This is a genomic window from Paenibacillus agri (genome assembly GCF_013359945.1).
In the GTDB taxonomy this organism is placed as follows: Bacteria; Bacillota; Bacilli; order Paenibacillales; family Paenibacillaceae; genus Paenibacillus_AQ; species Paenibacillus_AQ agri.
This window is the reverse complement of record NZ_JABWCS010000192.1, coordinates 1-21,770: the sequence shown is the minus strand read 5'-3', so window position 1 is coordinate 21,770 and position 21,770 is coordinate 1. Positions and strand designations below refer to the sequence as shown.

Annotated in this window: 22 protein-coding genes and 1 riboswitch; all 22 genes read left to right on the top strand. The window is 50.5% G+C overall.

From position 1 onward, the window contains the following. Nucleotides 1–72: 72 nt before the first annotated feature. The 22 genes from fni to atpA all read left to right on the top strand — a co-directional run bounded on the left by fni (nucleotide 73) and on the right by atpA (nucleotide 21,495). The gene (gene fni / locus HPT30_RS05240; protein WP_246316936.1) at nucleotides 73–1,209 is read left to right on the top strand and encodes a type 2 isopentenyl-diphosphate Delta-isomerase; all 1,137 of its coding nucleotides are present in this window, start codon (nucleotides 73–75) and stop codon (nucleotides 1,207–1,209) included. Nucleotides 1,210–1,249: 40 nt separating this feature from the next. Beyond that, complete coding sequence (locus HPT30_RS05235; protein WP_246316935.1) at nucleotides 1,250–1,741, top strand: GNAT family N-acetyltransferase; 492 nt, start codon at nucleotides 1,250–1,252, stop codon at nucleotides 1,739–1,741. Between the two features lie 358 nt (nucleotides 1,742–2,099). Continuing rightward, the gene (ychF, locus tag HPT30_RS05230; RefSeq protein WP_175370384.1) at nucleotides 2,100–3,200 is read left to right on the top strand and encodes a redox-regulated ATPase YchF; all 1,101 of its coding nucleotides are present in this window, start codon (nucleotides 2,100–2,102) and stop codon (nucleotides 3,198–3,200) included. 229 nt (nucleotides 3,201–3,429) lie between these two features. Further along, the gene (gene prfA, locus HPT30_RS05225; RefSeq protein WP_175370383.1) at nucleotides 3,430–4,497 is read left to right on the top strand and encodes a peptide chain release factor 1; all 1,068 of its coding nucleotides are present in this window, start codon (nucleotides 3,430–3,432) and stop codon (nucleotides 4,495–4,497) included. 25 nt (nucleotides 4,498–4,522) lie between these two features. Next, entirely contained in the window at nucleotides 4,523–5,470 is a 948-nt protein-coding gene (prmC, locus tag HPT30_RS05220; protein WP_175370415.1) for a peptide chain release factor N(5)-glutamine methyltransferase, read from the top strand. Nucleotides 5,471–5,616: 146 nt separating this feature from the next. Next, nucleotides 5,617–6,807, top strand: a complete 1,191-nt coding sequence (locus tag HPT30_RS05215) for an FtsW/RodA/SpoVE family cell cycle protein (protein WP_175370382.1) — start codon at nucleotides 5,617–5,619, stop codon at nucleotides 6,805–6,807. A 693-nt stretch (nucleotides 6,808–7,500) separates the two neighbouring features. Then, on the top strand, nucleotides 7,501–8,703 hold the full coding sequence (locus HPT30_RS05210; protein ID WP_175370381.1) for an FtsW/RodA/SpoVE family cell cycle protein: 1,203 nt from the start codon (nucleotides 7,501–7,503) through the stop codon (nucleotides 8,701–8,703). A gap of 82 nt (nucleotides 8,704–8,785) precedes the next feature. Then, the gene (spoIIR, locus tag HPT30_RS05205; protein WP_175370380.1) at nucleotides 8,786–9,538 is read left to right on the top strand and encodes a stage II sporulation protein R; all 753 of its coding nucleotides are present in this window, start codon (nucleotides 8,786–8,788) and stop codon (nucleotides 9,536–9,538) included. Between the two features lie 155 nt (nucleotides 9,539–9,693). Continuing rightward, on the top strand, nucleotides 9,694–10,917 hold the full coding sequence (locus HPT30_RS05200; RefSeq protein ID WP_312876296.1) for an L-threonylcarbamoyladenylate synthase: 1,224 nt from the start codon (nucleotides 9,694–9,696) through the stop codon (nucleotides 10,915–10,917). A 98-nt stretch (nucleotides 10,918–11,015) separates the two neighbouring features. Beyond that, entirely contained in the window at nucleotides 11,016–11,588 is a 573-nt protein-coding gene (locus tag HPT30_RS05195; protein WP_175370379.1) for a manganese efflux pump MntP, read from the top strand. Nucleotides 11,589–11,719: 131 nt separating this feature from the next. Continuing rightward, nucleotides 11,720–12,307 carry a low molecular weight protein arginine phosphatase gene (locus HPT30_RS05190; RefSeq protein ID WP_175370378.1) on the top strand — a complete coding sequence of 196 codons (588 nt, stop codon included), beginning with the start codon at nucleotides 11,720–11,722 and terminating at the stop codon, nucleotides 12,305–12,307. A 46-nt stretch (nucleotides 12,308–12,353) separates the two neighbouring features. After that, nucleotides 12,354–12,436, top strand: a riboswitch (ZMP/ZTP riboswitch). Nucleotides 12,437–12,680: 244 nt separating this feature from the next. Then, complete coding sequence (locus HPT30_RS05185; protein WP_175370377.1) at nucleotides 12,681–13,340, top strand: TIGR01440 family protein; 660 nt, start codon at nucleotides 12,681–12,683, stop codon at nucleotides 13,338–13,340. Between the two features lie 56 nt (nucleotides 13,341–13,396). After that, nucleotides 13,397–14,644, top strand: a complete 1,248-nt coding sequence (gene glyA, locus HPT30_RS05180) for a serine hydroxymethyltransferase (protein ID WP_175370376.1) — start codon at nucleotides 13,397–13,399, stop codon at nucleotides 14,642–14,644. A gap of 440 nt (nucleotides 14,645–15,084) precedes the next feature. Continuing rightward, on the top strand, nucleotides 15,085–15,714 hold the full coding sequence (gene upp / locus HPT30_RS05175) for a uracil phosphoribosyltransferase (protein ID WP_066379093.1): 630 nt from the start codon (nucleotides 15,085–15,087) through the stop codon (nucleotides 15,712–15,714). A gap of 66 nt (nucleotides 15,715–15,780) precedes the next feature. Continuing rightward, nucleotides 15,781–16,941, top strand: a complete 1,161-nt coding sequence (wecB, locus tag HPT30_RS05170; RefSeq protein WP_175370375.1) for a non-hydrolyzing UDP-N-acetylglucosamine 2-epimerase — start codon at nucleotides 15,781–15,783, stop codon at nucleotides 16,939–16,941. A gap of 178 nt (nucleotides 16,942–17,119) precedes the next feature. Continuing rightward, entirely contained in the window at nucleotides 17,120–17,353 is a 234-nt protein-coding gene (locus tag HPT30_RS05165) for an AtpZ/AtpI family protein (protein ID WP_066379089.1), read from the top strand. Next, on the top strand, nucleotides 17,346–17,723 hold the full coding sequence (locus HPT30_RS05160; RefSeq protein WP_066379087.1) for an ATP synthase subunit I: 378 nt from the start codon (nucleotides 17,346–17,348) through the stop codon (nucleotides 17,721–17,723). The genes HPT30_RS05165 and HPT30_RS05160 overlap by 8 nt, the downstream gene beginning before the upstream one ends. A gap of 28 nt (nucleotides 17,724–17,751) precedes the next feature. Beyond that, complete coding sequence (atpB, locus tag HPT30_RS05155; RefSeq protein WP_175370374.1) at nucleotides 17,752–18,519, top strand: F0F1 ATP synthase subunit A; 768 nt, start codon at nucleotides 17,752–17,754, stop codon at nucleotides 18,517–18,519. Nucleotides 18,520–18,624: 105 nt separating this feature from the next. Then, nucleotides 18,625–18,837, top strand: a complete 213-nt coding sequence (gene atpE, locus HPT30_RS05150; RefSeq protein ID WP_039877624.1) for a F0F1 ATP synthase subunit C — start codon at nucleotides 18,625–18,627, stop codon at nucleotides 18,835–18,837. A 98-nt stretch (nucleotides 18,838–18,935) separates the two neighbouring features. After that, nucleotides 18,936–19,424, top strand: a complete 489-nt coding sequence (atpF, locus tag HPT30_RS05145; protein WP_066379081.1) for a F0F1 ATP synthase subunit B — start codon at nucleotides 18,936–18,938, stop codon at nucleotides 19,422–19,424. Next, nucleotides 19,421–19,972, top strand: a complete 552-nt coding sequence (locus tag HPT30_RS05140) for a F0F1 ATP synthase subunit delta (RefSeq protein WP_175370373.1) — start codon at nucleotides 19,421–19,423, stop codon at nucleotides 19,970–19,972. The genes atpF and HPT30_RS05140 overlap by 4 nt, the downstream gene beginning before the upstream one ends. 11 nt (nucleotides 19,973–19,983) lie before the next feature. After that, entirely contained in the window at nucleotides 19,984–21,495 is a 1,512-nt protein-coding gene (gene atpA / locus HPT30_RS05135) for a F0F1 ATP synthase subunit alpha (protein WP_175370372.1), read from the top strand. Nucleotides 21,496–21,770 lie beyond the last annotated feature (275 nt).

Here is a 21,770-nt window from a genome sequence, read left to right as displayed (position 1 = left end):
GAACCGACTAAGGAGAGGATGGCTACTCTTCTGCAGAGGTAGAATAGAGGGCCGGGAACGGAGGAAGACCGAATGAATCATACACCACAGAATATGCCGACCGGGAGGGATGGCAGGTCAGGTGACAACCGATCAAGAGAGCCGCAGACATTAAATGCTCTGGCCTCTGAGTCTTTGCTGCCGTCATCCACAACAGGAGAACGTAAAATCGAACATGTACGCCTTTGCCTCAATGAAGAGGTCGGAGGGAATGGAATTACGACAGGTTTTGATGATTACCGCTTCCGGCATAATGCCCTTCCCGAGCTTAATTTTGAAGACATTTCTCTGGACACTGTATTTCTGGGCAAAAAGCTGCGCACCCCGCTGCTGATCAGCTCCATGACCGGGGGCAGCGCTGCTACCGGCGCCATCAATGACCGGCTGGCCGAAGCGGCCGAGCGGCGTGGCTGGTGCCTTGGCGTAGGATCAGTCCGGGCCGCTGTGGAACGTTCCGAGCTGGCGTCGACCTTCCGTGTACGGGACAAGGCGCCTGGCATTCCGGTCATTGCTAATATTGGAGCTGTGCAGTTATCGTACGGGTTTGGTGTGGATGAATGCCGGCGGGCCGTGGAGATTGCCGGAGCAGATTGGCTGGTATTGCACTTGAACGGCCTTCAGGAGGTATTCCAGCCGGAAGGGAACACCGGATTCGCTGGGCTGCTGCCGAAGATTGAGAGGCTCTGCCGGGAACTTGGGGTACCGGTTGGCATCAAAGAGGTGGGCTGGGGCATCGATGGCGAGACCGCAGTCCGGTTGTACAATGCCGGGGCGGCCTTCATCGATGTGGCGGGAGCTGGCGGAACCTCCTGGAGTCAGGTCGAGAAGTTCCGTAGCATCGATCCTGTGCGGCGGGCCGCGGCGGAAGCTTTTGCCGATTGGGGCATTCCTACGGCTGAAAGTATCGCCGATGTCCGGGCTGCCGCTCCCCAAGGAGCTTTGATTGGCAGCGGTGGACTAAGGCACGGTGTGGATGCAGCCAAGGCGCTGGCACTGGGCGCTGATCTAGCGGGCTTTGGCCGCAACCTGCTTGGCCCTGCTGTAGAGTCGGAGACCGCGCTGGACAATGCACTGGCTCAGGTGGAGCTGGAGCTGTGCACTGCAATGTTCGGTATTGGCGCACCTGATCTAAACACGCTACGAAGTACACCCCGCTTGCTGAGAAAATAGGCTGTGACCAAGAATACTGATTTTGGGAAGGAATAATGATATGATCAAACTTCTTCAAATGGACGAGTCGACCTTTCAATTCTTTTTAAGCCAATCCACCAGGGAATATGCTGCTGAGAAGGTGAAATCAGGAGCTTGGGACCCGGATAATGCCCTTAAGCTGTCACAGGAAGCGATAACCCGCTTTCTGCCAAGCGGACTACATACAGAAGGTGCGTATCTTTATTCGGTAGTGCATGAGGACGTTGAGGAGTCAATCGGGTATATCTGGTTCAATGTGACCGAAGGTCGCGGCGGGCGGGAAGCCTTCATCTATGATATTTACATTTTTGAGCCCTATCAGGGCAAAGGCTACGGCAAACTGACTATGCAGGCACTGGATGAAGAAGCAAGCAAGATGGGAGTCACCAAGATCGGTCTGCATGTGTTCGGCCAGAATACTCGGGCGTTTGAACTGTACAAGAAGATGGGATACATCATTACGGACATCTCCATGTCCAAAGAACTGAAGTTAGAAGAGGACCGTTCATAATTACGCGGCCAATCCATAAATGAAGCATGATGTGTTATGCTGATCAGAGAAGACCTCGGGAGAGGTCTTTTTTGCGTTGGAGAGAGAAGGAATGTAAGTGTGAGATATATCTTTAAATTAGCGGAGAAGTGAAGACTACCCCGGATATGGAGGTCGACCCGGATACTTCTAAACCGTTACTTGACCAACCTGTGATTAAGAAAGTCTTGGAGCTTGCGGCTTCCCGCTAAATGTACAGACACCTGTTCCGGCGAGATCAGTGTTGCTGGACTATTTGTTCTAATATATAATGGTTTAGATCGTACGACTTATCGGTGATCTGTTCCAAAATCAACTGAAAATAGGAGTTGTCATATAAATGGCTTTGAAAGCAGGGATCGTCGGGCTTCCCAACGTAGGGAAATCCACATTGTTTAATGCTATCACACAAGCGGGTGCAGAATCCGCAAACTACCCGTTCTGTACCATTGACCCTAACGTTGGCGTGGTGGAAGTCCCGGATGAGCGTCTGGACAAGCTGACTGAGCTGGTTCAGCCGAACAAAACGGTTCCAACCGCGTTTGAATTTGTGGATATTGCAGGCCTCGTGCGCGGTGCGAGTAAAGGCGAAGGGCTTGGCAACAAGTTTCTGGCTCACATCCGTGAAGTGGATGCAATTGTGCATGTTGTGCGTTGTTTCGAAGATGAGAACGTAACGCATGTCGATGGAAAGGTGAACCCGATCAGCGATATTCAGACGATTAATCTGGAGCTGATTCTTGCCGATTTGGAGAGCGTGGATAAGCGGATTGAGCGTTCCCGCAAGAACATTAAGGGTGGAGACAAGAAATATGCACAGGAGGTTGAACTTCTGGAGCGTATCAAGGAAGCCCTGTATAACGATAAGCCTGTCCGCAGTGTAGAATTGACTGATGACGAGCGTCTGATTATTCGCGACCTTCACCTGTTGACACAGAAGCCGGTATTATATGCGGCCAATGTCAGCGAAGAGGAAGTGGCGAGCGCGGACAGCAATCCATACGTGCAGCAGGTGCGTGATTTTGCTGCTTCCGAGAATGCGGAAGTTGTGCCGATCAGTGCCAAGGTGGAAGCAGAGATTGCCGAGCTGGAAGGTGAGGACAAGGCAATGTTCCTGGAGGAGCTGGGTCTGGAAGAATCCGGACTAAACCGTCTGATCAAAGCCGCTTACCGTTTGCTGGGGCTGTACACGTACTTCACGGCAGGCGTTCAGGAAGTTCGCGCCTGGACCATCCGTAAAGGAACCAAAGCGCCAGGAGCAGCGGGTGTTATCCATACCGACTTTGAGCGCGGGTTCATCCGTGCGGAAGTCGTTGCTTATAACGATCTGGTAGCAGCGGGATCGATGAACGGTGCCAAGGAACGCGGACAGCTTCGTCTGGAAGGTAAGGAATATCTGGTGCAAGACGGCGACGTGATGCACTTCCGCTTCAATGTATAAGGAAGCAGAGGCCTATTTATAATAAAGGACAGCTTGGAGATCGTGTTTTTCCTGGCTGTCCCCTTTTTATATAGAAAATATCCTGTTAACATGCCGATTCTCAGCGAAGTGAAGTGTAGCCAATTGCGAGGAACGGTGGTATAATATAAAGTCGTGTATCATCTTTGATTAATCGACATTTATTACGCTTGAAAGATATTGAACTTTGAATCAGGAGAGGTGAATTCCCTTGTTGGACCGATTGCAATCCTTGGCGGACCGCTATGAGAAACTCAGTGAACTGCTTTGTGATCCGGATGTTGCAAACGACAGTAAGAAACTGAGGGATTATTCCAAAGAACAATCTGATCTGCAGCCCGCTTACGAGGCTTATGCTGAATATAAAAATGTAGTGGAAGAGCTGGAAGCCGCCAGAATGATGCAGGCTGAGAAGCTGGACGATGAAATGAAAGAAATGGTCAAGATGGAAATCGACGACCTGTCCTCGCGTCAGACTGATCTGGAGGAGAAAATCCGCATTCTGCTGCTGCCTAAAGACCCTAATGATGATAAGAACGTAATCGTGGAAATCCGCGGCGCTGCCGGCGGAGATGAAGCGGCTTTGTTTGCATCTGATCTTTACCGGATGTACACGCGTTATGCTGATGCACAAGGCTGGCGTATCGAACTGATGGATGTTAGTGCGAATGACCTTGGCGGATTCAAGGAAGTTATCTTCCTGATTAACGGCCGGGGTGCTTATAGCAAAATGAAATACGAAAGTGGTGCACACCGCGTACAACGTATTCCAACCACAGAATCCGGCGGACGTATTCATACTTCTACTTCGACGGTAGCTGTAATGCCGGAAGCTGAGGATTTTGAAATTGAAATTCATGACAAGGACATTCGTGTGGATACCTTCTGTTCCAGTGGAGCGGGCGGTCAGTCCGTTAATACAACGAAGTCTGCAGTTCGTGTAACTCACGTGCCTACTGGTATCGTGGCTACCTGTCAGGACGGTAAATCGCAGAACTCCAATAAGGAGAAAGCATTGCAGGTCCTCCGGGCTCGTATCTCTGACATGAAACGCCAAGAGGAAGAAGCGAAGTATGCCGGAGAGCGTAGAAGCAAAGTCGGCACTGGTGACCGCAGTGAGCGGATTCGTACGTATAACTTCCCGCAAAGCCGGGTGACGGATCACCGGATCGGCTTGACACTGCACCGTCTGGAGCAAGTGATGAACGGGGAGATCACGGACATCATCTCGGCATTGTCGCTGGCAGAACAGACAGAATTGATGGAAAAAGGAGAATAATGCTTTGAAACACGACGTATATGTCATGCCTCGCGTGCAAAGCATCCGGGAAGCCTTTGCGGAGGCTTCTTCTTTTTTGAGCCGCAGCGGCTGCAACGAGCCGCAGCGCAGTGCCCAGCTCCTGCTGGAGCATGTGCTGGGCTTGTCTGGCGCGGCGTATTACATGGCGCTGGCGGATGCTTTTCCAGCGGATGTCCGGGAAGCTTGGGAGGCCGGGGTTACCCGCCGTGCATCTGGTGAGCCGGTGCAGTATATCATCGGTGAGCAGGAATTTTACGGCCGGGCTTTCGAGGTGACCCCGGATGTGCTGATTCCCCGGCCGGAGACGGAACTGCTCGTGGAGGCGATCCTGCGGTACGCCGGTGAGCTATGGCCGGCTGCTGCGCCGGGCACAGCGGCGCAGCAGGGCAGCGCGGCAGATGGAGCCGCGCGAGCAGGCGGCGCCCCTGCCACAGGCGCCGCACGGCCGCTGACCGCCGTCGATATCGGCGCCGGCAGCGGAGCGATCTCTGTCACGCTGGCGGCGGAAGCGCCGGCGTGGGTGGTCTGCGCCGGCGACATCTCGCCGGCGGCACTGGCCGTGGCCGGGCGCAACGCGCAGCGGCACGGCGCGGCCGTGGACCTGCGGCTCGGCGACCTGCTCGAGCCGTTCGCGGGGATGGAGACGGATATTCTCGTCTCCAACCCGCCGTATATTCCCGGCGGTGATATCGCCGGGCTGCAGCGCGAGGTGCGCGACCATGAGCCGCGCACGGCGCTCGACGGCGGCGTGGACGGGCTGGACCCGTACCGCCGCATGATGGAGCAGCTCCCGCTGCTCCCGGCTCCGCCGCGCCTGATTGGCTTCGAGCTTGGCTTCGGCCAGGCAGAGCAGGTGGCTGCGCTCCTGAAAGCTGCGGGTCACTGGAACGAGATCATCACCGTAGATGATCTCGCCGGGATTCCCCGTCATGTGCTTGGACTAAGCAGATAGATCGAGAACCGTTGTTATAGGTACAATGGGGGCCGCTGGCTGCAAAGGATTTGTATTTTTACTGAGCCGTCCCTTACAATAGACAATGGCGGCTGTTCTGTACATGATGAGTACCCGAAAGCCAGCAGAGAGCAAGGAGGCAGAACATGCTTCAGAAAATTAAAAAAATCGATGGCGTCATCATAGTCGTTCTGTTAATTTTGATGTGCGTCAGCATTTCAGCCATATACAGTGTCACCCATGGGAGAGAGAAGCTTGACGGGCACCATATCCAAATGCTGAAGTATTATGTGATCGGCTTTATTGCGCTGGCCGGAATCACTTTTCTCGATTATAGGATATTAGTGAAGTATGCCTTATACGTGTACTTGGGCGGTATCGGCTTGCTAGTGCTTGTTAGCTTCATGGGCGAGACCAAGAATAATGCGCAGGGGTGGCTGTCGCTGCCAGGCGGCATGAGCCTTCAGCCTGCTGAGTTGTTCAAGCTCGTACTCATTCTATTTTTGGCGGCTGTACTTGTCCGAAAGAAAAAGAACAAATTATTGTTCTGGCGTGATGTCGTACCGCTGACTTTGCTTACATTAGTTCCTTTCTTGATTGTTATGACGCAAAATGACTTGGGTAATGCCTTGGCTTATCTTGTCATTCTGCTCGGGATGCTGTGGATCGGGAATATCAAGTTCACACATGCTTTGATCGGGTTAATTGTTATTGCAAGTTCGGCAATTGCCGGAATTATGAGCTACATCCATTATCATGACGATATCAAGGTATTCCTTACAGATATTGGCCGTTCCCACTGGATTGAACGTTTTGATCCATGGCTTGTGCCTGACAAGGCAACGCCTAAAGCGAGTTATCATACGAAAAATGCCAAACTGGCTATTGCTTCCGGCGGGATGAGTGGTGAAGGATACATGAAAGGGAGTTCCGTACAGACGGATCGTGTACCATACACCTATTCCGACTCTATCTTCGTGCAGATTGCCGAGGAATTTGGATTCGTGGGTTCCGCGCTGGTATTGTTACTGTACTTTATCCTGATCCACCGAATGATATTGATTGCCCTGGAAAGCAGGGATAGGGGAGGGCCATTCCTGATCGTCGGCATTGTCGCGATGATGCTCTATCAAATCTTTGAGAACATAGGGGCCTTCATCGGCCTGATGCCGTTAACGGGAATTACACTGCCGTTCATCAGCTTTGGGGGAACCTCCCTGCTCATCAACATGGCGAGCATCGGTCTGGTCATGAGTGTGCGTTTGCACGGCCAAGAATTAGAAGAGGATTTGCCTAATCCGGGCAATTCCTATCAAGCCCCTGCGAAGCAGGCATAACTCCATATCATCATTACATCTGCAAACCGCCGGAACTGTCTGAAAAGATAGTGCCCGGCGGTTTTTTTTGCTTTATGGGCGGGGGCGGTGCATTTAAGAGTGATGTATAAATTTGTATGATTTATAGGGATCATTTACAATAAATATACGAGCTACCGTTCTTAACGGTGAAAAATAGTGTATCTCCCCAACTAAGAGCATTTTTGTACCTTATTTTTCTTTAATATAGGCAAATGAGGGGAATAAGGACATTTTTGTATCTTATTTTTCGAAAAAGCACGCTGGACAGGGTATTCTGGAAGATTTAAGGTACAATATTGCACTTAATTTCCCTCAACCGGTAGATACAGACGATTTAAGGTACAGAATTGCCGCTAATTACAATTCGGAAGTCATTAGGTGGATCATTCGCATGAAGGCAAATGATCTGACAGGGGTTGCGGAGCTTTTAAAAGAATAGAAGTAGTTTATAAAAGAAAATATGGGGCCAACGCGATCGGTGGTCCGAGCATTCACTATAGTGACAACAGCTGACTTAAAGTGGATAGCAAGTTTTTCGTGGATAGTAGTGAGTTCTCCATGGATAGTAAGTTCTCCGTGGATAGCAAGTTCTTCATTGGAAGTAAGTTGGTCATAGAACGACATAGCTAAATAAGTGCTGAAAATGAACCAGGATAAGGAGCAGACTGAACCATGCTGGAGAAATTGAAGAGAGTGGACCCTGTGATTGTTGTTGTACTGATTTTGCTGATGAGTATTAGTATATTTTCTATATACAGCGTTACAGTCGGGAGGATTAGTCCCTTGAAACTGGACGGTTTTCACCTCCAGATGCTCAAGTATGATCTCTTAGGGTTTATAGCTTTTTTCGTGCTTGCCTTTGTGGACTACAAATTGTTCATCCGCTATGGAAAATACATTTATGCCTTGGGTCTTGGACTATTGGTGCTGGTCATTTTTATCGGCAAAGAACAAAACGGGGCGCAGGGCTGGTTGAAGCTGGGCAATCTAACGCTGCAGCCCGCCGAGCTTTTTAAGCTCGTACTGATTTTGTTCCTGGCCTCATTCCTGTTGCGCAAGCAAGGGGCTGTTCTGACTTTCTGGAGAGGGGTCATGCCAATTGGCCTACTGACGCTGCTTCCTTTTGTATTAGTGCTTGTGCAGAATGATCTGGGAAATGCACTGAGTTATATTGTGATTATGCTCGGTCTGGTATGGATCGGAAACATTAAATTCAGACATGCGCTGATTGGCCTGCTCCTGATTGTCGTTACCGGGGCGGGTCTTGCGCTGAGTTATATTCACTATCATGATCAAGCCGTTCATTTTCTCGGGGAGACGATTGGACGAAAGCATCTGATTGCACGTCTAGATCCTTGGCTTGTCCCGGATTTGGCCACAGCAGATGCAAGCTATCATACCAAGAATGCTAAAATTGCTATCGCCTCCGGCGGTATGGGAGGGGAAGGATATATGAACGGGGACTCCGTACAAGCCGGGAGGGTTCCATACACATATTCGGATGCTATCTTTGTGCAGATCGCTGAAGAATTCGGTTTCTTGGGTTCTGCGTTTGTACTGCTGCTCTTTTTTATCCTTATCCACCGAATGATAGTTATCTCACTGGAATGCCGGGAACGAAGTGGTACATTCCTCATTATTGGCGTTGCAGCTATGCTGCTGTATCAGATTCTTGAAAATATCGGGGCGTTCATCGGATTGATGCCGCTCACCGGGATTACACTCCCTTTCATCAGTTATGGCGGAACTTCAGTGCTTATCAACATGGCTGCGATGGGCATTGTAATGAGTGTACATTTGCACGGAGGCGAGGCTGAGCCCGACTTCCCTGTTCCTTCGGCTGGCTCGGCCAATCCGCGAATGTTAAAGGTATAATTTAATAGATTACTAGGTTTGGACTCTCTCTCTCTTGGACATACTGACGAATATGAGAGGTTAAGAGAGAGGGGCGGCCGATATGAATAGTAATCAAGGACACAGAGGGGATTCACTGCGTATTACCTTTAAGTATACTGCCATTTTAATTTGTTTTTTTATGGTGATCCTCATGATGTGGGAAGGACAGAAAACCGATGCGGCTGTAGCTGAATCATCTATTCCTACGGAGTCGATCCGGCTGCGGATTCTGGCTAACTCGGACGGGACCCAGGATCAGCTTATTAAACGTCAAATCCGTGATGCTGTGGTGGCTCAAATGAACCAATGGGTGTCTGGTCTTGAGGACCCGCAAAGTCTGGAACAAGCCCGGGCCTTAATTCGGCGGCATCTGCCGGAGCTGAACGCTTTAGTGGGCCAAGAACTGGAGCAGCGGGGCATCGATTATACGTATAATGTGGAGCTCGGCGTGGTTCCGTTCCCTACCAAAATGTACGGGGGCAAGGTGTATCCAGCTGGTGATTATGAAGCTCTACGGGTTACGCTGGGCGCAGGCAAGGGTCAAAACTGGTGGTGTGTCCTGTTTCCGCCGCTCTGCTTCATAGATGCCGGGTCCGGCGATGCCGCAGCGCCTGCTGCTGCCAAGGTAAAGACCGTATCTGCTGCCGGTTCGGAAGGCAAGTCCGTTACCAAAGCCCAAGGTGAAATGGCTGCACAAGGAGACGGAGTGACTACAGATCAAAGTGCGGAGTCCGGAAAAACGCCTGAGGTGAAATTCTTCGTTTGGGAACTGCTGCAAAACCTGTGGAACTGGGTTAGCGGATTGTGGTCCTGAGGGGTGATATGGTAGTATTTTAAAAAGCTGAATGTCGCGGCTCCACAGGGTGGGGTCGTTTTTTAAAATATTCAGAAACGGCGTGACTTTGCCTGTTTATACGAAAATGCTCTGCTTGTAATCATACTCTACTCTTTGGAAAGCTTGTGATATGTGTGGAAAAGAACATCGAGACCAAGTTTGCCCTTCCGCGGCAGACAGGAAATATAGAGAACACTAAGTACTGGAAGCTTCATCTGTTGGATGAGACGGCAGGGGCTTCGCTTATGGAAAAAGAAGAAGATCACGCCGCGATTACCACAGCGGCAGCCCTTCTACGGGAGGGCGGAACCGTAGCGTTTCCTACGGAAACTGTGTACGGTCTCGGGGCTGATGCCCGGAATACAATGGCGGTAGAAGCGGTGTTCGCCGCAAAAGGACGTCCGTCCGACAATCCGCTCATTGTTCATATCGCGGATCAGAAGGTGCTGGATGAATTGGTTGACGAGATTCATCCGACAGCGGCGGCGCTGATGGAAGCCTTCTGGCCTGGTCCGCTAACGCTCGTGCTTCCTGTCCGGACTGGCGTGCTGTCTCCAAGGGTGACAGCGGGTCTGGATACCGTTGGCGTTCGCATTCCCGATCATCCGGTGGCACTTTCACTGCTGCGTGAAGCCGGCTGTCCGGTAGCCGCGCCCAGTGCCAATCGTTCGGGCCGGCCGAGTCCGACACTGGCTTCACATGTTATGGAAGACTTGAACGGGTTCATCGACGCGGTCGTCGATGGCGGTGCCGCCGGCGTCGGACTGGAGTCGACGGTGGTGCAGGTCCTGCCGGACGGCACGGTGGCCGTGCTGCGGCCCGGCGGAATTACCGCCGAGCAGCTGGCGGCGGTGGCCGGCGCGGGCGCTGTGGATACCGCGCCCGCCCATGCAGCCGAGACCGCAGCTTCGCCTGCGGCCTCAGCTGCCGGTTCGCCCGCTGGCGACAGCGCGGGCGAAGACACTGGCCCGGCTCCGCGAGCGCCGGGCATGAAGTACACGCACTACGCGCCGCGCGGCTGGCTCGGCGTTGTGCGCGGGTCTTCGCCGCAAGCCGTGGCGAAGACTGCGGCAGAGCTGCTGCAGGCGGCGCAGCGTGACGGCGGGATTACGGGGCTGCTCCTCTTCGAGGAGCATGCCGCGCTCTATCCCGCCTCTCCTGCTGCCTGCGTGGTGTCTCTCGGCTCGATTCACTCGCCGGAGGAAGGGGCCCGCTCCCTATATGCCGCGCTGCGGCGCTTTGATGAAGCGGGAGCGACCTACATTCTGGCCGAGGCTTGTCCGGAGACCGGCCTCGGCGCTGCCATTATGAACCGGCTCATGAAAGCCGCCGGCGGAACGGTTATCGCGGCCCGATAATCTCCCGCAGGTACACCCCCTTTTCCCTATAGTCATGTTTACCTTCTTGTCCGCATATTGTGGTTGTACAAGATATTTGCGACTTTGGGGGTATGACCATGGGCTTAGGAGAGGTATATGCCGGTTGGGGACAGGTTGTAACGATTGCTATTATGGCAATTGCGCTGGGAATGGATGCTTTCTCCCTTGGAGTAGGGATCGGGATGAAAGGTATTCGTCTGCTGCATATTCTGCAGCTCAGCCTGCTGATTGCCTTTTTTCATGTGCTCATGCCTCTGCTCGGTCTGGTGACAGGGAGCTACGTCGGGCATTTATTGGGACAGGTTACCACCTATGTTGCCGGAGGATTGCTGCTCCTTCTGGGCGGGCATATGATCTTCAATTCCTTTCACTCGGGCGACGGCAGTCCGAGAGTATGGGATCATCGCACCTTCTGGGGGATGCTATTGATATCGCTCAGTGTCAGTGTAGATTCTTTTTCGGTAGGCGTATCTTTAGGGATGTTCGTGGACAGTATTCTGCTGACGATACTAGCTTTTGGTGTCTGCGGAGGGCTGATGTCGATTACAGGTTTGCTGCTAGGGCGCCACGTCAGTCGTGGGCTTGGGTCTTACGGCGAGGCGATTGGCGGGGCGATCCTGCTGGGGTTTGGCTTGCTGTTCATCTTCTGATACAATAACGGCACCGGGATTGTTCTATTTCAATTATGCGTTTCTGTCCATAGTTCCTGTACAGTCAAGTAAGTTGTGCAGACCAAACTATGGCGGGATGAATTTAAATATTTTATGGGAGGTGGATAAACATGCTGCATATTTTATTCGTCTGCACCGGCAATACATGCCGCAGTCCCATGGCAGAAGGGCTTCTGCGGAAGTACGCGAAGGAGCGCGGAATGGAGCTGGAGGTGCGGTCTGCAGGGGTATCCGCCATTTCAGGCACATCTATATCCAGACATACCGCGGCGATTCTGCGCGATGAAGGCGTTCATGATTCAATTCAATCCTCACAGCTTACAGGTCAACAGGTGGCCTGGGCGGATCTTGTGCTAACACTGACAGGCAGTCACAAGCGGCATTTGCTACAATTTTTCCCGGATGCCGTGGCGAAGACATATACGCTCAAAGAATATGTACATGATGAAGCGGAGGTCGCTGAAGATATCCAGGAGCTGGATAGTCTCTACGCCGAAGCAGAAATGAGTATTGCTCTTGGAGGAGAACCGGATGCGGCTGCACTGCAGCGGATCATCGAGATTCGGCAACGCATTCCGAGCTTTGACATCTCCGATCCCTTTGGCGGCACCCGTGATGATTATGAGCTGACAGCTGCTGAGATCCGCAAGGCGCTGTATAGCCTGCTGGATAAGCTGGAGTCAGCACGGCGTTTGTAAAGATGGTTGATTTTCGGCTCTCTTTGCTTTAAGATGTAAGAAATATCGGTTCCGGTGTAACTGGCGACAACTGTGGATCAAACCACGATGGAGCATCGGAATAAACGGCCGGTCGCCTGGGCAAAAGAGCAAATCCGCAGCTACCTGCGGACTGCTCTTTTTTGTTTGAAATATTTGGAATTATCTGACTGTTAGATACCTATCCTTATATTTCTTACTTACAGATATGGGTGATGTATAGCGTAATCAAGAGTATCTGCCAGCCTCCGAAAGTTTTGAACTTTCGCCTCCTGGAGAGGTACAGCCGTATCTGTCCCTGCAGCGAAAGTGGTGATGATGAGAGTTACATCATAACATTTTAGGAGGTAGAGCAATGGATGAAGTGTTGAAGCAGAAGTCTTGGGAAGAACGCGCGACTATCCCGGCAGGAACTGGCGGGAAAGAAGATTCCCCATCTGACAGTGCAATCTTACTGTCTGAGGCTACGGCTACTGTAGTTCGAGAGCTTGCAGCAGCAGGGAAGCTGGGTCCCGGCAAAATTCTTGTCGTAGGAGTCAGCACCAGTGAAGTGGCCGGTGCCCGAATCGGGACTGGTGGAGCGCTGGCTGTGGCAGAGCAACTGCTTGAAGGCATTACTCAGGTCGCTGATGAACTCGGATTCCATCCGGTGTATCAATGCTGTGAGCATTTGAATCGCGCCTTGGTGATGGAACGCTCTTTGCTGGATGGGTTAGGGTTGCAGGAGGTTGCAGCTGTGCCGATTCCCGGTGCAGGAGGTTCTATGGCTGCTGCTGCCTACCGCTCCATGAAAGACCCTGTGCTGGCAGAAACCGTACAGGCTCATGCTGGCATTGATATCGGAGAGACGCTGATCGGTATGCATTTAAGACGTGTGGCCGTGCCTTTTCGTCCTAGCCTGCGTTATATTGGAGAAGCCAGAGTGAACGCTGCATGGAGCAGGCCTGCTTTGATCGGCGGCGAGCGTGCAGTCTACCGGACACAGGAACAAAGCGGAGCCCGGCTCTGCGAATAACTTAATGGTTTTCATTAAATACAACATAAACACAATACCAGGGAGGAACTAAGAACATGGAACAATTGCGTAAGAGTGACCCGGCAGTACTGGAAGCGATGGGATTGGAGCTGAAACGTCAGCGCGCGAACATTGAGCTTATTGCCTCTGAGAATATCGTCAGCGAAGCCGTTATTGAAGCTATGGGTTCGGTGCTTACCAACAAATATGCTGAAGGCTACCCGGGCAAGCGTTTTTATGGTGGTTGTGAAGATGTAGACATCGTCGAAGATCTGGCGCGCGACCGTGCTAAGCAACTGTTTGGCGCAGAGCATGTCAACGTGCAGCCACACTCTGGCGCACAAGCAAACATGGCCGTTTATTTGGCAGCCCTGAAACCTGGCGACACTGTACTTGGTATGAACCTGGCTCATGGTGGTCACTTGACGCACGGTAGCCCGGTTAATGCTTCCGGCTTGCTTTATAACTTCGTGGCTTATGGTGTGCAAGAGGATACTTTCCTTATTGATTATGATGAAGTGCGCAAGGCAGCCTTCAAACACCGTCCTAAATTGATCGTAGCTGGTGCGAGTGCTTATCCGCGTACCATTGATTTTGAAAAACTTGCTGCTATTGCTAATGATGTTGGCGCACTGTTCATGGTAGATATGGCCCACATCGCAGGTCTGGTTGCTGCAGGTCTGCACCCGAACCCAGTGCCACATGCTCACTTTGTAACAACTACAACACACAAAACGCTGCGCGGACCACGCGGTGGCTTGATCATCTGTAAGCAACCTTGGGCTGCTGCGATTGATAAAGCTGTATTCCCAGGTACACAAGGTGGACCACTGATGCATGTGATTGCTTCCAAGGCCGTTGCTTTTGGTGAAGCGTTGCAGCCATCGTTTAAGACTTATGCAGAGAATGTAATCAAGAATGCTAAGGTATTGTCCGAGACGTTGCTTGGTGAAGGCATTAACATTATTTCTGGTGGAACAGACAACCACTTGATGCTGATTGATACCCGTAACCTGGGCGTTACCGGTAAAGAAGCTGAAAAAGTGCTGGATTCCATTGGTATTACCGTGAACAAGAACGCCATTCCGTTCGATCCTACCAGCCCATTTGTAACTAGCGGTATCCGTTTGGGTACACCTGCAGTTACTTCCCGTGGCATGGATGAGAAGGCGATGAGTGTTATTGGCCGCATCATTGCGAATGTGCTTAAGAATCCGAAGGATGAAGCGGTCTTGACTGAAGCTGGTCGCCAAGTGGCTGAGCTGACAGATCAATATCCGCTGTACCCTGAGTTGAAATACTAATCTCTATAATTTCAGTATTCGTGCTGTTTTTCTGCCTCCGTGGGCCGGGCTTCCGGCTCTACGGAGGTTTTTTTGTTGCATAATGTTCACATTTAGAAGAATGGTTATGGTTTGAAATTTAATGAAATCAATCATGAAAGTTCATGGAATTTTCAATAAAAAGCGTGATGAAATTGTGAAAAGTATGAAAAATCTGAAAATGTGCAGACTAAACCACGTTTTCATCAGGCTGTGACAGACCTGGGATGAGTTTTTAGATCCACAGTTGGATAATAATGTGAGGATCGACTTTTTTCGAAGAGTATAGTTGCAGTTTCTGTCGTAGGGTGAAAAGCGGCGGCGGTGATGATATAATAGATGAGATTTAGCCACTGAACAGGTGCAAAGCGCTTACTAGGGCTTGAGACTAAAGACTTTATAATTACCGGAGGGACAAGTTAATGGGAAAATTGGTGATTTGCGATCATCCTTTGATTCAACACAAACTGACATTTATCCGCGACGTGCGGACTAACACTAAGGAGTTCAGAGAACACGTTGATGAAGTTGCCACATTGATGGCTTACGAGATTACGCGCGATATTCCGCTGGAAACGATAACCGTGCAGACGCCGGTTGCTGAGACACAAAGTAAGGTGATCTCCGGAAGAATGCTGGGACTGGTTCCTATCCTTCGTGCCGGACTTGGTATGTTGGAAGGCGTACTGAAGCTGCTGCCTGCGGCTAAGGTAGGTCATGTTGGCCTGTTCCGCGACCCGGATACACTACAGCCTGTTGAGTACTACGTTAAGCTTCCTACAGATGTACAGGAACGCGAACTGATTGTCATTGATCCAATGCTGGCTACCGGCGGTTCCGCCATTGCTGCCATTACTTCACTGAAGAACCGTGGCTGTACCCAGATTAAGATGATGAACCTGATTGCTGCACCGGAAGGTGTTGCTGCTGTACATGAAGCTCACCCGGATGTAGACATCTATGTGGCAGCTTTGGACGACCATCTGAATGAGCATGGATACATCATCCCTGGACTTGGTGATGCAGGTGACCGCCTGTACGGAACAAAGTAATCACGAATACTATAACGGAAGCTTGTTTAGGAAGAATTGCAACTATGGAGAAAGTGGGTAGGGGATATGTCCAAAATTAAAGTGATGACGATTTTCGGAGTGCGCCCCGAGGCGATCAAGATGGCACCCCTGGTTCTTGAGCTGGGGAGACATCCCGAACATATCGAATCTATCGTCTGTGTGACGGCCCAGCACCGCGAGTTGCTGGATCAGGTGCTTGAGGTGTTTAAGATTACACCGGACTATGATCTGGATGTTATGAAAGACCGCCAGACCCTGAACGAGATTACCATTCGGGTACTGGAAGGATTGGAGCCGGTGCTTCGTGAGGCCAAGCCTGATCTGGTGCTGGTACACGGTGACACGCTGACTACATTCCTGGCCAGCTATGCTTCATTCCTGCAGCAAATTCAAGTCGGGCATGTGGAAGCAGGACTTCGGACCTGGAACAAACTTTCCCCTTATCCCGAAGAGATGAATCGTCAGTTGACCGGTGTGTTGGCCGATTTGCACTTTGCTCCAACAGACAAGTCAGCAGACAACTTGAGACACGAGAATAAAAAAGAATCAAGTATTTATATCACAGGCAATACGGTTACTGATGTGTTTCAATATACCGTACAGCCGGACTACCGGCATCCTGTACTTGATTTTGCGTCAGGAAAAAGACTTATTTTGATGACGGCGCACCGCAGGGAATCGCAAGGCGAACCGCACCGTCATATTTTCCGTGCTGTCAAAAGAATCGCTGATGAATTCGAAGATGTAGTCATTGTGTATCCCGTGCACCCGAGTCCGGCAGTCAAGGAACCGGCGCATGAGATCCTCGGCGGACACCCGAGAATCAAGCTGATTGATCCACTGGATGTCGTAGACCTGCATAATTTTTATCCGCATACCCACTTGATTTTGACCGATTCCGGCGGCCTGCAAGAGGAAGCTCCTTCATTCGGAGTACCTGTGCTAGTGCTGCGTGACACTACGGAACGCCCGGAAGGGATCGAAGCCGGAACACTGGAGCTTGTGGGGACGGACGAAGAGAAGGTGTATCAACGGACACATGCTCTGTTAACTGATCAGGAGCTCTATCAATCCATGAGTCAGGCCGCAAATCCATATGGAGACGGCAAGGCATCCGAGAGGATTGTCAATGCGATTTTGCATCATTTTGGAGTGGTTGAGGAGCGTCCGGAAGAGTTTCACAGAATGTTCACAAAAAATAAATAAAATCATTAAAACTAATATTCTGAATGAATTGAAATCAACATACAGTGAAACTGTACGGTTTATATGGTTTTGGAACGTTTTGCTGTGATTATTTTCATGTTTTCAAGGGTTTTTGGGCAATGTTCAATGAATTGACAAAGAGTCTGGGAATTCAGTAAAATTAGTTGGGATTGTAGCCATGAAACAGGAAAAAGACAGGGAAAGCCTTGGACGTACTGCTCTTGTCATTGGAAGTGCAGGCACTTTGTTAGCCGCTTACATTATTATAGGTTTCTTTCTCGCCAAATGGCTGAGAGACCTGATGGACGGTCACAATTATTGGCTGGCTATAGGCACGATCACCGGTATGATTTTGGGGATTGTGAATGTGGTCCTGTTAATCAAAAAATTTTTGGGGGAGCAGAATGGATAATATGACTCCCATGATCAATACTGTCACCAGAGTGACCCTTGTCCTTATGGCAGGACTGGTAATGGGATGGGCGCTTCATCACGAGACCCGGACTATTACTCTGGGCATGGCTCTGGGGCTGGTGGCGGGATTGGTAAATTTCCGATACCTGGCCGTTAAGGTCAGACGGGTAACGCAGAGTATTGCGAACAAGGAAGGGAATGCCTTCAGCCTCGGTTTTGTCACACGGATTTGCTTCGCCATTTTGGTCACCATGTTCTCGGTCAAAATCGAGCATTTCTCGCTGGAAGCAACCATAGCCGGCCTTTTCATTCCCCAGCTTCTCGCTATTCCTGCGGGAATATATCTGAGCATCAAGAAAAAAATGTAACCAGATTAAAGAGAAAGGGGGGGATGCTATGCATGCTATGCCGAAAATCATGCTAGGCGGAATTCCGATAGACTTGTCCGTAGTGCTGATGCTGCTGATCAGCTGTACAGTGGTATTTGTTCTGGTTATGCTGTCAGTTCGCAACCTGTCCGTTGAGAATCCTTCCAAGCTACAGAACTTTATGGAATGGGTTGTGGAGTTTGTGCAGGGGGTCATTGGAAGTGCAATGGATCTGAAGAAAGGGAAGCCTTACATATCTTTAGGGCTGACGTTAATCCTGTTCATCTTCGTATCCAACTTGCTCGGACTGCCGTTCTCAGTCGTGACTATGGCGCATGAGCCGGTTACAGTATTCGGACATGTGATTGAAGCTACGAAGAACCTTGCACATGGCGACCACGTTGAGATCCTGTGGTACAAATCGCCGACAGCGGATATCAATGTCACTGCGGGGCTAGCACTTATCGTGTTTGTACTGATGAACTACCTGGGCATTAAGCTCAACGGCAAGCATTATTTCAAGCACTATATTGAGCCGTTTCCGATTTTCCTGCCGCTCAACATTATTGAGAACTTGGCCAAGCCTATCGCTTTGGCAATCCGGCTTTACGCGAATATCTTCGCAGGTGAAGTTCTGATCACTGTCATTCTGAAGCTTGGAATTCTCAGTATACCGTTCCTGGCCGTTTGGCAGGGCTTCAGTATATTCGTCGGCGCACTGCAGGCGTTTATCTTTACGATTCTGACGATGGTCTATATCGCGCAGATGACGATTCACGAAGAAGAAGCACATTAATGAGCTGTCGTGAAGACAAACGGCAGCCGCCGATAGTACCTTCGCGGGAGATATGTTATATCATTAAACACAATTTGAACCGAAATTAAAGGAGGATATTTACAAATGGAATTTTTAGCAGCAGCAATCGCAGTTGGTTTGGGCGCACTGGGCGCAGGTCTTGGTAACGGTATGATCGTTAGTAGAACGGTAGAATCCATCGCTCGTCAACCAGAAGCTCGTAACGCCCTGCAAACAACAATGTTTATCGGTGTAGGTATCGTCGAGGTTATTCCTTTGGCCGCAACAGTTATTGCATTCCTGATCATGTTTTCTTAATAAACCGTACCTACGGTTTGGCGGGGAGGGCAAGGTGCCATCCGCGCCTTACTTTTGTATACGTCCGCAAGACGCGGTAATGGAAGGGAGTGACCTCAGTGGATATCGTTTGGACAAATATCGTTTTTTCAATTGTCGCATTTGCGCTTCTGTATTTCCTACTCAGCAAGTTTGCATTCAGTAAATTGTTTGGGATCATGGAGAAACGCCGTGAGCTGGTAATGCAGCAAATGGACGAGGCGGCGAAGACCAGAGAGCAGGCGGTCGCGTATGTGGAGGAGCAAAAGCAGGCTTTGAACAATGCACGCCAGGAAGCTCAGAACATCATCCAGCAATCTCAGATCACCAGCAATCAACAAATGGACAAGATTCTGGAGCAAGCCAAATCCGAAGCTTCTCGCATCAAGGACGAGGCTGTCCGGGATATCGAGAACGAGAAGAACAAAGCTGTCGAAGAGCTTCGCAGCGAGATTGGTACAGCATCCGTTCGGATTGCTTCCAAGCTGATCAAGAAAGAAGTAAGCGCGAGCGGCGAACAGGAGCAGCTTGTTGATCAATACCTCAAAGAGGTAGGAGGCAGATCATGAGCCGCGATACGGTAGTTGCGGGACGCTATGCCAAAGCGCTGTATAGCGCTGCGGTAGAGAAAGGAATTACGCTTCAGGTTGAAGAGGAGCTCAAGACGGTAGTCGAAGTTCTTCATAACGATCATGAAGTGAAACGCTTCATCCTGGCTCCGCGCATCTCGCAATCCGACAAACTGAAAGTGCTGCGTTCTGTGCTTGAAGACAAGCTTTCCCCGACTGTGTTGAACACGGTAGAACTGCTTGTATCTCGGGGCAGAACCGACATTTTTGCCGATCTGCTGGAAACATATATCAAAATCGAAGGAGACGCTCTCGGAATCGGAGATGCCACTGTATACTCGGCTTATTCGCTTAGCGAAGATGAGAAGACAGCGGTAGCAGCCGAATTCGGTCAACTGGTGAACCGCACGATCCGTGTGAAGAACGTGGTTGATGAGAGTGTGCTCGGCGGACTGAAGGTTGTTATCGGCGACACGCTGTATGATGGCAGCTTGTCGGGCAAGCTGGAACGTCTCGAGAAATCTTTTAACGATAAGCATAGAAGATAGGGGTGAGGATATTGGGCATCAGACCTGAAGAGATCAGCACTTTGATCAAAAGTCAAATTGAGCAATATAAAACCGATATCGAAGTTGCCGAAATTGGCACCGTCATTCAAGTCGGCGACGGTATCGCCCGTGTCTACGGTCTGGAAAACGCGATGGCAGGCGAATTGCTGGAGTTCTCCAACGGTGTAGTAGGCATGGCACTCAACCTGGAAGAAAGCAACGTCGGTGTTGTTATCCTGGGTGAGTATACGGAAATTCGTGAAGGCGATCAAGTGAAGCGTACGGGCCGCATTATGCAGGTTCCTGTTGGCGAAGCCCTGCTGGGCCGTGTCGTGAACGCGCTTGGACAGCCGCTGGATGGCAAAGGACCAATTGCAACCACTGAATTCCGTCCTGTAGAAAACAATGCACCAGGCGTTATCGACCGTAAATCGGTTCATGAGCCGATGCAAACAGGTCTGAAGGCGATTGATGCGATGGTGCCGATCGGCCGCGGACAACGTGAGCTCATCATCGGTGACCGTCAAACCGGTAAAACCGCAATCGCAATCGATGCTATCATCAACCAAAAAGGCAACGGTATGAAATGTATCTATGTTGCCATTGGACAAAAGCAATCCACAGTAGCACAGGTAGTGGAAACTCTCCGCCGCCATGGTGCGCTCGAATATACCATCGTTGTAACTGCATCGGCATCTGAGCCGTCTCCATTGCTCTTTATCGCTCCGTACGCAGGCTGCGCAATGGGTGAGTACTTCATGTACAAAGGCGAGCACGTACTGGTTATCTACGATGACCTTTCCAAGCAAGCTTCCGCATACCGCGAGTTGTCCTTGCTGCTCCGTCGTCCACCGGGCCGTGAAGCTTTCCCAGGTGACGTATTCTACTTGCACTCCCGTCTTCTGGAACGTGCAGCGAAGCTTAGCGATGAGCTTGGTGGTGGTTCATTAACCGCTTTGCCGTTTATCGAAACACAGGCTTCTGACGTATCGGCTTACATTCCTACGAACGTAATCTCGATCACTGACGGCCAAATCTTCCTGGAATCCGACCTGTTCAACGCCGGCCAACGTCCTGCGATCAACGTCGGTATCTCCGTATCCCGTGTAGGGGGATCCGCACAGATTAAGGCTATGAAGAAGGTTGCGGGCTCGCTCCGTCTGGACTTGGCTCAATACCGTGAGCTTCAAGCATTCTCCCAGTTCGGCTCCGACCTCGATAAATCTACACAAGCCCGTCTGAACCGCGGTGCCCGTATGATGGAAATTCTGAAACAGGGTGTTAACCAACCGTTGTCCGTTGAGTATCAAGTAGTTAGCTTGTACACGGCTGTTAAAGGTCATTTGGATGATATTCCTGTCAAAGACGTTAGACGTTTCGAGAAAGAATTCCTGGCATTCGTAGATAGCAGCGCTCCTGAGATCTTCAAGTCTATCACCGATACGAAGGATTTGACTGCGGATAACGAGACTGCATTGAAAGAAGCCATTGAGAAATTCAAGAAAGGTTTTGCGACCAGCTAAACCTTGATTATAAGGCTCTTCCGCTTGCTTGGGCAACGCTGGCAGAGCTCTTGTTAATAGAATGATTTCAGTGATATTGAGCTTTGACTTCGTCAAAGCTCAAAGTTGATGCATACGAAGATAGCTTTGACTTCGTCAAAGCCAAGTTGATGCATACGAAGATAGCTTTGACTTCGTCAAAGCCAAGTTGATGCTTACGAAGATAGCTTTGACTTCGTCAAAGCCAAGTTGATGCTTACGAAGATAGCTTTGACTTCGTCAAAGCCAAGTTGATG

What these genes read in the sequence shown, in the direction of transcription:
- HPT30_RS05140 (WP_175370373.1), top strand. Translation starts at nt 19,421, where the DNA reads ATGAGCCGCGATACGGTAGTTGCGGGACGCTATGCCAAAGCGCTGTAT.
- HPT30_RS05160 (WP_066379087.1), top strand. Translation starts at nt 17,346, where the DNA reads ATGGATAATATGACTCCCATGATCAATACTGTCACCAGAGTGACCCTT.
- spoIIR (WP_175370380.1), top strand. Translation starts at nt 8,786, where the DNA reads ATGAATAGTAATCAAGGACACAGAGGGGATTCACTGCGTATTACCTTT.
- fni (WP_246316936.1), top strand. Translation starts at nt 73, where the DNA reads ATGAATCATACACCACAGAATATGCCGACCGGGAGGGATGGCAGGTCA.
- HPT30_RS05210 (WP_175370381.1), top strand. Translation starts at nt 7,501, where the DNA reads ATGCTGGAGAAATTGAAGAGAGTGGACCCTGTGATTGTTGTTGTACTG.
- ychF (WP_175370384.1), top strand. Translation starts at nt 2,100, where the DNA reads ATGGCTTTGAAAGCAGGGATCGTCGGGCTTCCCAACGTAGGGAAATCC.
- prmC (WP_175370415.1), top strand. Translation starts at nt 4,523, where the DNA reads ATGCCTCGCGTGCAAAGCATCCGGGAAGCCTTTGCGGAGGCTTCTTCT.
- HPT30_RS05215 (WP_175370382.1), top strand. Translation starts at nt 5,617, where the DNA reads ATGCTTCAGAAAATTAAAAAAATCGATGGCGTCATCATAGTCGTTCTG.
- HPT30_RS05165 (WP_066379089.1), top strand. Translation starts at nt 17,120, where the DNA reads ATGAAACAGGAAAAAGACAGGGAAAGCCTTGGACGTACTGCTCTTGTC.
- HPT30_RS05235 (WP_246316935.1), top strand. Translation starts at nt 1,250, where the DNA reads ATGATCAAACTTCTTCAAATGGACGAGTCGACCTTTCAATTCTTTTTA.
- atpB (WP_175370374.1), top strand. Translation starts at nt 17,752, where the DNA reads ATGCATGCTATGCCGAAAATCATGCTAGGCGGAATTCCGATAGACTTG.
- HPT30_RS05190 (WP_175370378.1), top strand. Translation starts at nt 11,720, where the DNA reads ATGCTGCATATTTTATTCGTCTGCACCGGCAATACATGCCGCAGTCCC.
- wecB (WP_175370375.1), top strand. Translation starts at nt 15,781, where the DNA reads ATGTCCAAAATTAAAGTGATGACGATTTTCGGAGTGCGCCCCGAGGCG.
- upp (WP_066379093.1), top strand. Translation starts at nt 15,085, where the DNA reads ATGGGAAAATTGGTGATTTGCGATCATCCTTTGATTCAACACAAACTG.
- HPT30_RS05185 (WP_175370377.1), top strand. Translation starts at nt 12,681, where the DNA reads ATGGATGAAGTGTTGAAGCAGAAGTCTTGGGAAGAACGCGCGACTATC.
- glyA (WP_175370376.1), top strand. Translation starts at nt 13,397, where the DNA reads ATGGAACAATTGCGTAAGAGTGACCCGGCAGTACTGGAAGCGATGGGA.
- atpE (WP_039877624.1), top strand. Translation starts at nt 18,625, where the DNA reads ATGGAATTTTTAGCAGCAGCAATCGCAGTTGGTTTGGGCGCACTGGGC.
- HPT30_RS05195 (WP_175370379.1), top strand. Translation starts at nt 11,016, where the DNA reads ATGGGCTTAGGAGAGGTATATGCCGGTTGGGGACAGGTTGTAACGATT.